The sequence below is a fragment of the Yinghuangia sp. YIM S09857 genome, assembly GCF_051388915.1.
Lineage (GTDB): Bacteria > Actinomycetota > Actinomycetes > Streptomycetales > Streptomycetaceae > Yinghuangia.
In genome coordinates, this window is record NZ_JBPKBH010000010.1 from 165,311 (window position 1) to 179,364 (window position 14,054).

At 73.3% G+C, this 14,054-nt stretch carries 15 protein-coding genes; 6 read left to right on the forward strand and 9 right to left on the reverse strand.

Going from position 1 to position 14,054, the window contains the following annotated elements:
• Positions 1-8 precede the first annotated feature (8 nt).
• Positions 9-617, forward strand: a complete 609-nt coding sequence (locus ACRX5S_RS22430) for a TetR/AcrR family transcriptional regulator (RefSeq protein WP_436774825.1) — start codon at positions 9-11, stop codon at positions 615-617.
• A gap of 54 nt (positions 618-671) precedes the next feature.
• On the opposite strand, the gene ACRX5S_RS22435 is transcribed toward ACRX5S_RS22430, so the two are convergent.
• Together ACRX5S_RS22435 and ACRX5S_RS22440 are read right to left on the reverse strand one after the other, a co-directional pair.
• Positions 672-1,478, reverse strand: coding sequence for an enoyl-CoA hydratase/isomerase family protein (locus tag ACRX5S_RS22435; protein WP_436774826.1), 807 nt, complete (start codon positions 1,476-1,478; stop codon positions 672-674).
• 105 nt (positions 1,479-1,583) lie between these two features.
• Positions 1,584-2,615: an MsnO8 family LLM class oxidoreductase gene (locus ACRX5S_RS22440; RefSeq protein ID WP_436774827.1), complete on the reverse strand. Its 1,032-nt coding sequence runs from the start codon at positions 2,613-2,615 to the stop codon at positions 1,584-1,586.
• A 156-nt stretch (positions 2,616-2,771) separates the two neighbouring features.
• Here ACRX5S_RS22440 and ACRX5S_RS22445 point away from each other — a divergent pair, with 156 nt between their 5' ends.
• Positions 2,772-3,554 carry a nuclear transport factor 2 family protein gene (locus ACRX5S_RS22445; protein WP_436774828.1) on the forward strand — a complete coding sequence of 261 codons (783 nt, stop codon included), beginning with the start codon at positions 2,772-2,774 and terminating at the stop codon, positions 3,552-3,554.
• 172 nt (positions 3,555-3,726) lie between these two features.
• Here ACRX5S_RS22445 and ACRX5S_RS22450 read toward each other — a convergent pair whose 3' ends face one another.
• Positions 3,727-4,245, reverse strand: a complete 519-nt coding sequence (locus ACRX5S_RS22450) for a methylglyoxal synthase (RefSeq protein ID WP_436774829.1) — start codon at positions 4,243-4,245, stop codon at positions 3,727-3,729.
• A 110-nt stretch (positions 4,246-4,355) separates the two neighbouring features.
• Between ACRX5S_RS22450 and ACRX5S_RS22455 the strand changes: the two genes are divergently transcribed.
• On the forward strand, positions 4,356-4,754 hold the full coding sequence (locus ACRX5S_RS22455) for a DUF488 domain-containing protein (RefSeq protein WP_436774830.1): 399 nt from the start codon (positions 4,356-4,358) through the stop codon (positions 4,752-4,754).
• A gap of 31 nt (positions 4,755-4,785) precedes the next feature.
• Here the strand turns inward: ACRX5S_RS22455 and ACRX5S_RS22460 are convergent, their stop codons facing one another.
• On the reverse strand, positions 4,786-5,325 hold the full coding sequence (locus ACRX5S_RS22460; RefSeq protein WP_436774831.1) for a GNAT family N-acetyltransferase: 540 nt from the start codon (positions 5,323-5,325) through the stop codon (positions 4,786-4,788).
• 148 nt (positions 5,326-5,473) lie between these two features.
• On the opposite strand from ACRX5S_RS22460, the gene ACRX5S_RS22465 reads away from it, so the two are divergent.
• Together ACRX5S_RS22465 and ACRX5S_RS22470 are read left to right on the forward strand one after the other, a co-directional pair.
• A complete protein-coding gene (locus tag ACRX5S_RS22465; RefSeq protein WP_436774832.1) occupies positions 5,474-6,556 on the forward strand; it encodes a Dyp-type peroxidase in 1,083 nt (360 codons plus the stop codon).
• Complete coding sequence (locus ACRX5S_RS22470) at positions 6,553-7,356, forward strand: family 1 encapsulin nanocompartment shell protein (RefSeq protein WP_436774833.1); 804 nt, start codon at positions 6,553-6,555, stop codon at positions 7,354-7,356. The genes ACRX5S_RS22465 and ACRX5S_RS22470 overlap by 4 nt, the downstream gene beginning before the upstream one ends.
• Positions 7,357-7,379: 23 nt before the next feature.
• Here ACRX5S_RS22470 and ACRX5S_RS22475 read toward each other — a convergent pair whose 3' ends face one another.
• The 4 genes from ACRX5S_RS22475 to ACRX5S_RS22490 form a co-directional block, all read right to left on the reverse strand.
• Complete coding sequence (locus ACRX5S_RS22475) at positions 7,380-8,189, reverse strand: MHYT domain-containing protein (RefSeq protein WP_436774834.1); 810 nt, start codon at positions 8,187-8,189, stop codon at positions 7,380-7,382.
• A gap of 384 nt (positions 8,190-8,573) precedes the next feature.
• Positions 8,574-9,635: a hypothetical protein gene (locus ACRX5S_RS22480; RefSeq protein WP_436774835.1), complete on the reverse strand. Its 1,062-nt coding sequence runs from the start codon at positions 9,633-9,635 to the stop codon at positions 8,574-8,576.
• Complete coding sequence (locus ACRX5S_RS22485; protein WP_436774949.1) at positions 9,632-10,210, reverse strand: RNA polymerase sigma factor; 579 nt, start codon at positions 10,208-10,210, stop codon at positions 9,632-9,634. The genes ACRX5S_RS22480 and ACRX5S_RS22485 overlap by 4 nt, the downstream gene beginning before the upstream one ends.
• 143 nt (positions 10,211-10,353) lie before the next feature.
• Positions 10,354-11,301, reverse strand: a complete 948-nt coding sequence (locus ACRX5S_RS22490) for a LysR family transcriptional regulator (protein WP_436774836.1) — start codon at positions 11,299-11,301, stop codon at positions 10,354-10,356.
• A gap of 625 nt (positions 11,302-11,926) precedes the next feature.
• On the opposite strand from ACRX5S_RS22490, the gene ACRX5S_RS22495 reads away from it, so the two are divergent.
• Positions 11,927-12,349: an ATP-binding protein gene (locus ACRX5S_RS22495; RefSeq protein ID WP_436774837.1), complete on the forward strand. Its 423-nt coding sequence runs from the start codon at positions 11,927-11,929 to the stop codon at positions 12,347-12,349.
• Positions 12,350-12,467: 118 nt separating this feature from the next.
• On the opposite strand, the gene ACRX5S_RS22500 is transcribed toward ACRX5S_RS22495, so the two are convergent.
• Positions 12,468-14,054, reverse strand: a 1,587-nt coding sequence (locus ACRX5S_RS22500) for a PP2C family protein-serine/threonine phosphatase (RefSeq protein WP_436774838.1), incomplete at its 5' end; no start/stop codon positions are given.

The following is a 14,054-nucleotide window of genomic DNA, read 5'->3' on the forward strand; positions in this document are numbered from 1 at the left end:
GCGGACGCATGGCGGAACGCCGCCGGGGCCGCGAGCTGGAGGAAGCCCTGCTCGACGCCGCCTGGGACGAGCTCGTCGAGCGCGGCTACGCCGGGTTCACCATGGACGCGGTCGCGCAGCGCGCCGGCACGAGCCGTCCCGTCCTCTACCGCCGCTGGCCCGACCGGCACCACCTGGTGCGCGCCGCCGTGCTGCACGCGTCCGCCCGCATCCCCGTCGAGACACCCGACACCGGTTCGCTGCGCGGCGACATGATCGGGCTGCTCCAGGGCATCAACGCCACGCGCGTGCACCTGGCCGTGATCATGAGCATCCAACTGGCCGCCTACTACCAGGAGACCGGGACCAGCCCGGCCGACCTGCGCGACTTCGCGAAGCGGACCGGGCGGCCCAACCTGCTCGACCCCATCTACGAACGGGCCGTCGCACGCGGGGAGATCGACCCCGTGCGGGTGACCGAGCGCATGAAGTCGCTGCCGTTCGACCTGCTGAAGCAGGAGTTCTTCATGACCTTCCGGCCGGTGGCGGACGAGGTGATCGAGGAGATCGTCGACACGCTGTTCCTGCCTCTGGTCACGACCCCGGGCCGCAACGGCACTGGGGTGGAAGGCAGTTGACGCCCCGCCGACCGTCGGAAAGCCGATGGTCGGCGGGGCCGCCATGCTGTGCGGTTACATGTCCTGCCAGACCGGAGCGCGGCGCTCGCGGAAGGCCGCCGCGGCCTCGGTCATGTTGCCGGTGAACGTGCCGAGCACCTGCGTGCGGTTCTCCAGCTCCAACTGCTGCCGCAGGCTGTTGGCTTCGACGCCCGCCCAGAGGCCCTTCTTGGTCATCCACACGCCGTACTCGGAGTTCTGCGCGATCTGCCCGGCGAGTTCGAGTGCCGCGTCCACGTGCCCGCCCTCGGGGGTCAGCGCGTTCAGCATGCCGAAGCGGTCCGCCTCGTCCGCGGTGAAGTGGCGTCCGGTCAGCATGAGTTCGGCGGCGCGTGTGGGCCCGACGAGGCGCGGCAGGAGGTACGACGTGCCCACGTCCGCGGACGACAGGCCGACCTTGATGAACACCGAGCCGAACTTGGCCGTGGTGTCCGCGACCCGCAGGTCCGAGGCCAGCGCCAGTGCGAGCCCGCCGCCCACCGCGGCTCCGTGCACCGCGGCGATGACCGGCTTCTCGCACTCGTGCACGGCCAGGATCATGTCGACCAGGTGCTCCTGCGTCCGGTAGACGAGTCCGACCTTGCCGCGCCCGTCGGCGTCCGGCGCGGGGTCCGGGTCGCCGCTCAGGTCGGCGCCCGAGCAGAAGCCGCGGCCCGCCCCGGTCAGCACGATCGCGCGGATGCCACGCTCGCGGTTCAGCGTGCGGAAGGCGGTGTACACGTCGGAGACGAGGCTCGGGCTGAGCGCGTTGAGCCGGTCGGGACGGTTGAGCCGGACCAGGGCGACCCCGTCGGCAGGGCGTTCGATGGCGGCGTACTTCATGCTCGGCTCTCCTCGGTGCTGCGGTGGTGCGCTGCGGCGGCCGAGTCAGGAAAACAGGTTTTCTTGAGGAGGGCAAGAGGAGGGTGAGGAGGCGAGCGGTTCGGCTCAGGCGGCCGCGGCCGTCGCCCCGGAGGGCAGCCGCATGACGCGCGCGAGCCGGGCGTACGCCGCCAGCTGCGCCTCCCGGTCGAACGTGCTCGTCGTCACCAGGAACTCGTCGGCCCCGCTTGCCGCGACGAGGCGGGACAGCTCGCTCGCGACCTGCTCTTCCGTGCCCCGGATGTGGCCGCGCAGCGACTCCTCCAAATATCCGCGCTCCCGCGCGGTCATCGCCGTCGCGCGGATCTCCGCCACCGGGGCGAGCGGCGGGAAGACCCCGTGCGTCCGCGAGTACGCCGCCGACCAGGCTTCCGGCAGCAGCAGTTCCTCGGCCTCACGCTCGGTGTCGGCCACCGCGACGCTGCCCGACACCACGACATACGGCTCATGCGCCCATGCCGACGGCCGAAAATCCGTGCGGTACGCGTCGATCGCGCGCAGCATCCGGTCCTCGCCGCCGAACGTCCCGATCACCAGCGGCAGTCCGGCCGCCGCCGCGAACCCCGCGCCCTCGCCCGTCGCCAGCACGAACGGCGCCGGACGCAGACCCTCGGCCGGCCGCGCGTGCACATCGGGGAAGGCATCCTGATCGCCCGTGAAGTAGCCCAGCAGCTCGGCCAGTTGTGCCGGGAACTCGGCCGCCGCCGACTTGTCCCGGCCCAGCGCGCGCCGGATCCCGTCGGTGAACCCCAGTGAGCGGCCCAGGCCCATGTCGATGCGCCCGGGGAACAGCGACTCCAGCACGCCGAACTGCTCGGCGACCACGATCGGCCGGTGGTTCGGCAGCATCACGCCGCCCGTCCCCACCCGGATCCGCCGCGTCGCGGCGGCCACCGCCGACGCCAGCACGGTCGGCGCGGATCCGGCGACCCCGGGCACCGCGTGGTGCTCGGACACCCAGAAGCGGTGGTAGCCGAGGTCCTCGGCCTGCCGCGCGAACGCAACGGTCGCGCGCAGCGCCTCGGGGTACCGCTCGCCCCGCCGCGTGCGCGACCGATCCAGCACCGAGAGGCGCGTACCGCGCGAAAACGAAGTCACACCAGCCACAACGCGGTGCCCGTCGACGCATTCCCCGGCCGGGTCGCGCGGGCCGCCGACCGCTCTCCGGATGACGGTTGCGTGACCTTGCGCCACGATGAGTCGCACACAGTGATCACCCGTCTCGGGGCGGGCGGAGCGTGAGGAGCGGTGCCGATGATGCCCCAGGGACCCAAGGACGTGGTGACCCGAGCCGTTGACGAGATGTTCGCCAAGCGCGACCCGGACGCCGTCGCGCGCCTGGTCGCGCCGGACTTCCGGCAGCACAGCGCGCTGCTCGGCGACGGCCCGGACGCACTGCGCGCACACGTCGCCGCACTGCCCGAGACCTCCTCGTACGCCTGCGCCCGGATGTTCTGCGACGGCGACCTGGTGCTCATGCACGGCACCTACCACGGGCTCGGCCCGCGGCCGCTGGTCGCCTTCGACCTGTTCCGCATCGCCGACGGCCGGATCGCCGAGCACTGGGACGCACTGACTCCGGAGGCGAGGGCCACCGTCAGCGGGCGCTCGCAGACCGACGGTCCCACGCTCGTCACCCGTCCGGGTCAGCGCGCCACCAGCCGTCAGGTTGGTGAAACGTTCCTGCGCACGGTTCTGATCGACCGCGAGTACGACCGGATAGCCGAGTTCGTGGCCGCCGACGACTTCGCCCAGCACAATCCCGGCACCGGCGACGGCATCGCCGGACTGGGCGCCGCGTCCGCCGCGATGGCCGCGCAAGGGCTCGTGCCGCGCTACGACCGGGTGCACCGGGTCGTCGCCGAGGGCGAGTTCGTCTACACGCTGTCGTCGGGGAGCCTGGGCGGCAGCCCGCACGCCTTCCACGACCTGTTCCGCGTGCACGGCACCGGTGCGGGCGGCGGGTACATCGCGGAGCACTGGGACGTCGTCACTCCGGTCCCGCCGCGCCTGCCGCACGACAACGGGATGTTCTGAGGTGGTGGTCTGAGGGTCGGGCTGCGGGCTTGGCCCGGCGGACGACGGGTCGCGGGCGTATGGGCGGTCTCGGCGCGACCCGCAGGGTTGCGCTGCGGCCCTTCCCCGCGGTCCGTCTTCGTGCGGCCCGATTTCGTGGCCGTTTCCGCGGGGCGCCCCTCGGGTCACCCGCTCACGACGCCACGCGGCCCGCCAGGCGGCTGTCCACGTGCTCGCGGTGTCCGCCGCCCAGTTGTGGTGAGGTGATGACCAGGTCGGCCGTAGCCCGGTTGCAGGCGACCGGCACGTTCGCCAGCACGGCGAGGCGCAGCAGCGCGCGTACGTCCGGCTCGTGCGGCTGCGCGGTCAGCGCGTCCCAGAAGAACACCAGCAGGTCGACGTCACCCTCGGCGATCCGGGCGCCGACCTGCTGGTCGCCGCCCAGCGGCCCGCTGCGGAAGCGCTTCACCGGCAACTCGGTCGCCTCGGCGACGAGGCCGCCCGTCGTCCCGGTCGCGTAGAGGCGGTGCCGACCCAGGATCTCCCGGTGCTCGCCCGCCCACGCGACCATCTCGGCCTTGCAGCCGTCGTGGGCGACCAGGGCTATGCCCATCGCGTCGCCCGGCGCGGCGCCGGCCCCGGCGCCCGTCGCCGCGTCCGTCTCGGCGCGGGCGGTGCCGGTCGCCTCGGCGTCCTGTTGCTCGAACGTCATTCAACTCTCTCTCGTGCTCGTCGGTGGCACGGCGGGCGCCATGCCACCGCATTATCGGGCAGCGCTGTGTCGGCAGGGTTTCGCGGGGCCGACCGACCGATACTCGGATCATGACGAAACGTCTCGCCGAGGTTCCCGAACTGCCCACCGGCTTCCGTGTCGCACGGGTGTACGACGCGCCCGGCCCCGACGACGGCCTCCGCGTCCTCGTCGACCGCCTGTGGCCGCGCGGCGTCAGCAAGGAGAAGGCCGCCGTCGACGTCTGGGCCAAGGAGGTCGCCCCGTCCGCGGAGCTCCGCAAGTGGTTCCACGCAGATCCCGAGGCCCGTGCGGACGAGTTCGCGGTTCGCTACGCCGACGAACTCGACGGCGACACCGAGCGGGAGGGCATGGACCGACTGCGGGCCGAGGCCGCCAAGGGCAACGTCACACTGCTGACCGCGGTCAAGGACCCGGCCGGGAGCTACCTGTCCGTCCTCCTGGCCAAGCTGCGGGAGAGCGAGGACTGAACCGGCCCGCACCGCTCACTCGTCCCGGAGCTCAATCGTCCCAGAGCGCGAAGCACCAGTCGTTGCACCGGATTCGATGACCCGGCGGGTACTCGAAATCGGCCGGGCCGAGCCGCGTGAACCCGGTCTTGAGGCACACGCCGTTCGACGCCGGGTGGTCCACCTTCGGATAAGCGTGCAGCATCCGGTGCCGCCGTTCCGCCGCGGCCCGCTCCTGCATCTCCATGACGGCCGCTACGGCGAGGCCGCGGCCCTGGAACGCCGGCAGCACCGCCCATCCCGCCTCCCACACGGTGCCGCCGAGCCATTCGCGCTCCCAATAGCCGACCGAGCCCGCGAGCGGCAGAACGTCGTCGACGGAGTCCACGATGGCGGCGGTGTCCCCGACACCCGCGCGGATGCCGAACATCCGGCCCGCCCCGGCCCCGGCGAGGCCCGCGTACCGCACATGGCGCTCCCGCAGTTTGGCCTCCGGCTCGGGGCCGCCGAGGAAGCGCGTCATCTCGGGTGTGTTGCCCGCGGCCAGCAGGTCGAAGTACTCGTCGGTTTCCTGCCATTCGTCGAGACGCATGACCACCATCCTGCCCCGACGGTCGGACACGTCGGGCGTCGTGGCCGAGATCTCGGAGAACCGGGACGAAAGTCGGGTATGTCTTGATCTCGCGGCGGGCAATCTGCATCAGTCCATCACAAAGCACCTGAGCGAGAGGAGCCGCCGGATGACCCAGCCGTCCCCGCAGCCGCTGCCCGACCAGCCGCAGCCCGTGTTGCAGGCGGTCCTGGCCCCCCTGACGAACGCCGCGGTCTTCCTGGTCCTGACGGTGGACGAGGGTGGCGAGGAGCAGGTGCGCGACCTGGTCGCGGACATCTCCGGGCTGGTGCGCGCGGTCGGCTTCCGCGCCCCGCAGGACGCGCTGACCTGCATCACCGGCATCGGCTCCGACGCGTGGGACCGCCTGTTCGCCGGGCCGCGCCCCGCCGAGCTGCACCCGCTGGAGGAGCGCGTCGGCGCCACCCACCGCGCGCCCTCGACCCCCGGCGACCTGCTCTTCCACATCCGTGCGCAGCGCATGGACCTGTGCTTCGAGCTCGCCACCCACCTGATGAACCGGCTCGCGGGTGCCGTCACCGTGCAGGACGAGGTGCACGGCTTCCGCTACTTCGACGACCGCGACCTGCTCGGCTTCGTCGACGGCACGGAGAACCCGGTCGGCTCGCCCGCCCACCGCGCGGCGATCACCACGAGCGCCGCCGAGCCGGACTTCCCGGGCGGCAGCTACGTGATCGTGCAGAAGTACCTGCACGACATGGAATCGTGGAACGCCCTGCCGGTCGAGGCCCAGGAGCGCGCAGTCGGCCGGGCCAAGCTGTCCGACATCGAGATGTCCGACGACGTGAAGCCGCCCAACGCGCACATCGCCCTCACCGACATCGACGACGAGGACGGCAACAAGCTGGAGATCGTCCGGCTGAACATGCCGTTCGGGACGCTCGGGCGCGGCGAGTTCGGGACGTACTTCATCGGCTACTGCGCCACGCCGGCGGTCACCGAGCGCATGCTCGACAACATGTTCCTGGGCGACCCGCCCGGCGTGCACGACCGGCTGCTCGACTTCTCGACGGCGGTCACCGGGTCGCTGTACTTCGTCCCGGCGCAGGACTTCCTGGACGACCCGCCGCCCGCCCCCGACGGCTCGCACGCCGCGCGGCCCGCGGCCGGCAGCACCGCGGACACCGCGCCCGCCCGGCCGTACGACGGTTCCCTCCGCATCGGCAGCCTGAAAAGGAGCACGACCCGATGAACAACCTGCACCGCGAACTGGCCCCCATCTCCGACGCCGCCTGGGAGGAGATCGAGGACGAGGCCCGCCGCACCTTCACCCTGCACCTGGCCGGACGCCGGGTCGTCGACCTCGCGGGCCCCTCCGGCACCGGGCTCGCCGCGGTCGGCACCGGGCATGTGCGGCCGCTGGGTTCACCCGGCGACGGGGTCCAGGCGGTCAGCCGCGAGGCGCGGCACGTGGTCGAGCTTCGGGTGCCGTTCACACTGGACCGCCAGGCCGTGGACGACGTCCTGCGCGGCTCGGCGGACTCCGACTGGCAGCCGGTCAAGGACGCCGCCCGGACGATGGCCATCGCCGAGGACCGTGCGGTGTTCGAGGGCTGGGACGAGGCGGGCGTCACCGGGATCCGGACCGGCGCCGAGACGCCGTCGGTGGCGCTGCCACCGCGGGTCGAGGACTACCCGGACGCGGTGTCGCGCGCGCTGACCGCGCTGCGCCTCGCGGGGGTCGGCGGACCGTACGCGCTGCTCCTCGGAGCCGACGCGTACACCGCGGTCAACGAGACCTCCAATCACGGCTATCCGGTGCGCGAGCACGTCGCCCGGGTGCTGGCCGGCGGCGAGATCGTGTGGGCGCCCGCGCTCAAGGGCGCGGTGCTGCTCTCCACGCGCGGCGGCGACTTCACGCTGCACCTCGGGCAGGACCTGTCGATCGGCTACGAGTCGCACGACGCGGGCACGGTGCGGCTGTACCTCACCGAGTCGCTGACGTTCACGCTGTACTCGCCGGAGGCGGCGGTGGCCCTGACGGGGGAGTGACCGGGGGCTCGACCGGGCCGGTGTCAGTGCGCGGCGCCGTCCCGCGGGCCCCGGGGCTGCGACAGCCGGGCGAGGCGCGCGTCGAAGTCGGCGTCCTCGCGGATCTCGTCCTCGGTCGGCGACAGCGCCACGATGAACAGCGTCACGACCGTGAACAGGCTGATGCCGGTGATGAGCGGCGCGATGAAGCTGCTGGTCGCGGCGCCGGCGACGTCCTGGTCGGGGGCGCCGAGGTCGGCACTGAGCGCCGCCATGCCGGTGTAGTGCATGCCGCACACGGCAACGCCCATGACCAGCGCGGCGCCCGCGGTGGCGAGCGGGCCGCGCACGTTGAGCGCGAACCACAGGGCGGCCGTCGCGGCCACCACCGCGATGGCGACCGACGCCGCGACGTAGACCTTGTCGTACTCCAGCGAACCGCGCAGGTTCATCGCCGACATGCCCAGGTAGTGCATGCCCGCGACGCCCGCGCCGGTCAGCACGCCGCCGGTGACCAGGCGGGCCAGGCGCGCCCGGCCCGTGGCGGCGGTGACGAGTCCGGCCGCCACGACGGCCACCGCGACTCCCAGGCTGGCGACCGTGCGCGGCACGTCGTACCGCACCGGCGTGCCCTCGACCGAGAAGCCGAGCATGCCCACGAAGTGCATGACCCAGATGCCGGTTCCGCCGATCGAGATCGCGGCCAGGGCGAACCACGCCCAGCGGGACGGGCCGCCGGTGAGCGCGCGGGCGCGCGAGGTGCACAGGAGTCCGAGGGCCGCGCCGAGGCAGGACATGCCGTACGCGAGCAGTGGCGTGAGCGGACCGGACGAGAAGTGGTGGATGTGGCCCACGGCGTGACGTCCCTTTCGGGGGAGCGGCGAACGAACTCGGAGGTGGCGGAACGCGGACAGGGCGCGGCCGCCCCGGGACGCGGATCCCCGGGAATGCGGGCAGCGGGAGCCGGGGGCCCGAAGGCACCCGGAAGAAGGCAGGGTTCGGCAAGGACAAAAAACGCGGAAACGGACGCGAGCCCCCCGGCAAGCGTGCGGCGATGATGATAGGCACACGCCCCGGCGAGTGGTAAGAGCGGGTCTACGCGAGTCGCGTCACACGTGTCCCGCGCGCCTCTGGAACGCGCCGAGCCCGTCCGCCCTGGATGGGCGAACGGGCTTGCGACAGAAAGCAGTTGGTGTGGTCTGTGACGAACCGTCAGGGATGGTGCCGGGCGGCGCCGGTCACCGCGACCCCCGGCCGCCCTGGGACAGGATGGTGCCGTTCGCGTCGTACGAGCGGATCTCCACCCGCCGGTCGTCGACCACCGAATACGGGAACGGCCCGTTGACCGCCCATGCGCCGTTGCGCACCTCGGCCCGCACCGGCGGACCGCCCGACGTGCTCACCTCGACCCGTGCGACCTCCGGGTCCGCGAATCCCCACAGCGTCACCGACCCCACCGACGCGGGGTCCTGCGGATTCGTGCCCGGCTTGAGGGACGGGAACTCGTTGTCGCCGATCCGCGGTCCGAGGTCCGACGGGTCGCGCTGGTCCAGGTAGTGGCTCAGGGGCTGGGAGTCGCTCGGCTCGCCGACGCACGCCACGATTCCCGGGCCGAGCGCCTTGCCGATCACGAACGGCACGATTCGGCCGTCACCGCCGTCGATCCAGGACGTCAGCACCGGGTGGTAAGCCGACGCCTTCTCGGGCAGCCGCCCGAGCGGCTGAGGCTTCTGCCCCTCCGGCCCGTCCGGCGGCGGCGGGAGCAGCGCCGTCGCGCTCCCACCGGACGGCTTCGCCTCCGGACCGGAATCCACGGGCGGACCGGGCATCGGCGGCGAACTCAGCCCCGGCCCAGGCTTGGTCTGCGTCGGGAGCCCGGTCGGCGGCCCCGATCCGATCGGCGTCGGGAAGACGCCCATGCCGGACGGCGGCGGATTGTCCCCGCCCGCCCACGACTGCGTCGTCGCGGCGCCCTTCTTGAGGCAGGTCGCCAGCGCGGGCGCGGCCACGTCGCCGGGCACCGGGTCCCCGACCCGCGCGGACTCGCGCGGCACGCCGTTCTCGCCGGGCACCCGATAGCTCGTCGGACCGGTGCCGTCCGCACCGTCCGCCCACGGCTCGGCCGCGAGCACGCCGATCCCCGACGCCACGATGACCGCGGCGGTCGCCGCCAGCGGCACGAGGACACGGCGGGACGTCCGCGCGCCCTCCGCCCGCGTCTCGTCCGCGTCGAGCGCGGCCATCAACTGCCGCCGCCGGAAGTCGTGCGCGGGCAGGCGGTCGTCGCTGTACGGGCTCATCGCTCCTTCTCCAATTCCTCCGGCACCAGCGTGCCGAGCCGAGTGCGCGCCCGGTGCATCCGAGCCTTGACGGTGCCGAGGGGGACGCCGAGCGCGACCGCGGCGGCCTGTTGGTCGAGCCCGCCCCACACGCACAGCTCGACGACGTCGCGCTCGTGCCGGGGGAGCCGGCCGACGGAACGGCGCAGGGCCGCGGCGCGCCGCTCGGCGTCCAGGCGCGTCGCGACGTCCTCGGCGTGGTCGGGTATGTCGGGTGGCGGCGGTACGCGCTCGACCAGCGCGCGGTAGCGCTTGAGCGCGCGCCTGCGGTTGGCGAGGGTGTGGTTGGCGGTGCCGAGCAGCCAGGGCAGCACGCTCTCGCGGTCGAGCCGCACCTCGGCCCGGCGCCGCCAGGCGGCGAGGAAGACGGCGGACGTCAGGTCCTCCGCCTCGCCGTGGTCGCCCATGCGGCGCAGCAGGTGCCCGTAAACGGCACCCGCGTGTCGGTCGAAGATCTCCGCGAACGCCAAGCGGTCCCCGTCGGCGACACTGCGCCAAAGGTCCCGGTCCGTGAGGTCTTGCTCCTGATGGGTCATCACGTCCCAGGAGTGTCCGGCTTGGCGGGATGGGTTGCCGGTTGCGGGAAATGGCCTTCGCGGCCGTCTCGGCGGCTGGGCGTGTCCGTGCGCCGGCGAGGGCGCCGGGGCCGTCCGGCGGGCCCGTGGCCGTCAGCGGTACGTCAGCCCGCGTCGACCGCGGAAGGCGCGGACCGCTCCGGGTGCAGGGCGGCCTCGACCGCCTCGGCGGCGTCGCGGGCCGCCTCCGCGAAGGCCCGGATCCGGTGGTTCTCGTCGCTCTTGCGCCACACCAGGGCCCAGGTGACCTGCGGGTCCTCGGTGATCGGGACGTACGCGACGTTCGGCGTCGGGTAGAAGCGGGCGCCGTGCCCGGAGGCGTACGAGATCGCCTGCCCGGTCGCGACCGTCGACAGCAGCTCGTGGAACGTCGACACGGACGGCCCGGTCGGGATCGGCCGCCCCGACGGGGTGCGTCGCGGCGCGTGCGCCTCGACCCAGTACTCCGGCATCGCGTTGCCGATCGGCAGGCCCACGACGCGCTCGTCCCCGAGCTCCTCCAGGCCCACGCTCTCGCGCTTCGCGAACGGGTGCCGCGAGGACACCGCGAGGATGATCGACTCACTGCCCACCGAGGGGCCGACCGCGAGATCCGGCTCGTTCACCGGCAGCCACGGCACCGCGATGTCGATCTCGCCGCCGCGCAGCGGACCGAACGGGTCGCTGAAGTGGATCTCCCGGATCTGCACCTCGCAGTCCGGGTGCCGGGCGTTGAAGGTGTCGAACACGTCGATCATCAGCTGGCCGTACGACCCCATCACGCCGAGCCGCAGCACACCCGCCACGCCGCGTGCCGCGGCCACCGCCCGCGCGAAGCCGTCGTTGATCGCCTGGTGGTGGGCGGCGATGTCCTCGCGGAGCCGCTGGCCGAGCGGGGTGAGCTGGACGCGGCGGCTGGTCCGCTCGAACAGCGGCGCCCCCACGCGCCGCTCCAGCTTCTGGATGGTCTGGCTGACCCGGGCCCGGGACACCAGGAGCCGGTCCGCCGCCCGTCCGAAGTGCAGTTCTTCGGCGACCGCGAGGAAGCTCTCTATCTCGTGCCGCTCCAGCACCGGTGGGCTCCCATCCTCGACGAAGGGCCATGATTGTCGCATCCCGGGCCTGGGTCGTGTCTGCCGGATCTTTGCACCGCTCACGACCCCTGGACACCGCGCCTCGCGGCGTTGCGGACGCTTGCCGGCACGCGCGGGCACGCGCGGCCACGAGCGAGTACGAGCGGGGCACGCGCGGGCACGAGCGAGTACGAGCGGCCACGAGCGAGTATGAGCTTCGAGCCCGCGTTTGGGAGGGCCGTCAGGCCCCGCGAACGATGCGCGGCACCGGAGACCGGGAGCGGCACCAAGATCCGACAGACACGACCTGGTGCTGCGCGGAACCGGACGCCGGGAGAACCTTCCCGGAGACGGCACCAGGGGGCGTCTCGGCGCCGGGATGTGCGGGCCGGTGGTCCGGGGCGCCCGATGTCGCCCGGTGGCGGTCCGGCGCGTGGCCTGATGACCGTGCGGTGATCAACTCCGGGGTGTCGAGCGTGAGTTCGATGTCATGGGCGATCGGCGGCACGGGGTGGCGCGGCGGGGGGTGGCGGGACCGGTGGACTCGTTTGGTTTTTGTCGGACTTGTCGGCATGTTGCGGCATTCCTGCGGATCGCGCCGCGCACTATGGCTATCGTCGTGCCCGTGATCCGCCCCGCGCCGGTGCCGTTGAGCGCCCAACTGGTCCTGTGCACGCACGCCGCGGTCGGCCGCACGGTCCGCCGGTTCGCCGCCGCGATGCTCGCCGCATGGGAGCGCCACGACCTCATCGACGACACCGAGTTGATCGTCTCCGAACTGGTCGGCAACGTGCTGCGCCACACCGACTCCAGCCACCTCGCGGTCTCGCTGCGCGTGGTGCCCGAGGGCCGGGACGGCGGGACGCTGGTCGGCGCGGTCGCGGACTGCTCGCCGTCGCTGCCGGGGCTGCGCGAGGCCGGCGGCTGCGACGAGGACGGCCGCGGCCTGGCGATCGTCAACCAGGTCGCGAAGGAGTGGGGCACGCGCGCCACGGGTTACGGCAAGGAGGTGTGGTTCAGCCTGGTGGCCGGTCCGATGGCGATGTGAGGGCGGTCGGGGTGAGGGCGTCGGGCGCGGGGGGCGGTCGGGTGTGAGGGCGTCGGGCGCGGGGCGGTGGCCCTGTCACGTCGGTGGTCCCCGTGGTTCTTCCGGGCTCGCGCGCGGGTCAGTCGCCCATCCGGGCGACCAGCACCGCGACGTCGTCCTCGGGATCGGACGGCAGGACGCGCAGCGCCGCGTCGCGCAGCCCCTTCGCGGTGACCCCGTCCGCCGCGTCGGCCTCCGCCGCGGCCGCGTCGAGGGTGCGGACGAGATCCCGGATGCCGGTGTCGATGTCGTACCCCCGCCGTTCCACGAGGCCGTCGCTGTAGAGGACCACGACGCCGTCGTCGGGCATCTCGTACGACGTCTCCTCGAACACGATGCCGCCGATGCCGAGCAGGGCGTTCGGGGGGCCGTCCAGGATGCGGCCCGGATGCCCCGGCGCGAGGAGCAGCGGGGGCGGGTGCCCGGCGCGCGCCCAGGTCAGCGTGCGATGCGTTCGGTCGAGCACGGCGTAGACGCAGCTTGCCAGTTCGCCGTCCACCGCGAAGTCGTCCATCAGTGAGTCCACGTGCGCGAGCAGTGCCGCGGGTGGGATGTCGAGGCGGGCCACCGCCCGTACGGCGACGCGGAGTTGGCCCATCAGCGCGGCGGCCTGGAGGCCGTGGCCGGTGACGTCGCCGACCACCAGGGCGACGCGGTCGTCGGCGAGCGGGACCACGTCGTACCAGTCGCCGCCCGCCAGCCGGTCGGAGCGGGCGGGCTGGTACGCGTGGGCGAGCGACAGGCCGGACACCGCCGGGAGGTCGCGCGGCAGCAGGTGACGCTGCAACGTGCGCACGGCGTGGCGCTGCCGGGCGTGCGCCTGCGCGTTGTCGACGGACGCGGCGGCCCGCAGCCCGAGTTCCTCGGCGGTCTGCACGTCGTCCGGCTCGAACGCGGGGCTCCCGGCGACCCGGGCGAACATCGCGGCGCCGAGCGCCCGGCCCCGCGCGATGAGCGGCGCCACGATGCGGGAGTGCATCCCCGCCTCGACCAGGTACGTGCGCAGCGGCGGGGCGTCCGGCGTCACCGGGCCGATGTCGGTGTCGCCGAGCGCCGGTTCGCCCAGGTCGCCTTCGCTGCCGGTGCCGCTCAGCTCGGCGCGCTGGCGGCGCAGCGCGGCGCGTACCTCCGGGGGGACCGGGAACAGCCGGCCGTAGTCCTTCGGACGCAGGGTGGGCAGGCCCGGGCGCAGCGTGGCCGCGACGGTGCGGAGCATGGTCCCGGGCGGCGGGTCGAAGCCGTGCTCGGGCAGCACGTTGAGCGGGATCGGGGTCTCGAACAGGCCGACCGCGGCGGCGTCCGCGAAGGACGGCACGGCGACGAGTGGCAACTGCTCGGCGCAGCCGACCACGTCCTGGCTGAAGCCCATGCGCAGCTCGGCCTCGTTGACCAGGGCCAGGCGGGAGCGCACCTGTTCGAGGCGGGTCAGGGCGGCCTGGTCCTCGCTGACGTCGGTCACCGTCGCGCCGACGCCGAGGAGATCGCCGCCGGGGCCGCGCATGGGCCACAGGCCGAACGTGCACATGAACGACAGATCGGTGCCGCGGACCGTGCCGCGGACGATGCGATCCGTCTGCGGTTCGCCCGCCTCGACGACGTTCAACAGGGCGGCGAGCAGGTCGGGGTGGCCGAGGGGGCCGTCCAGGGACGCGGGGGGGGGGGAGGG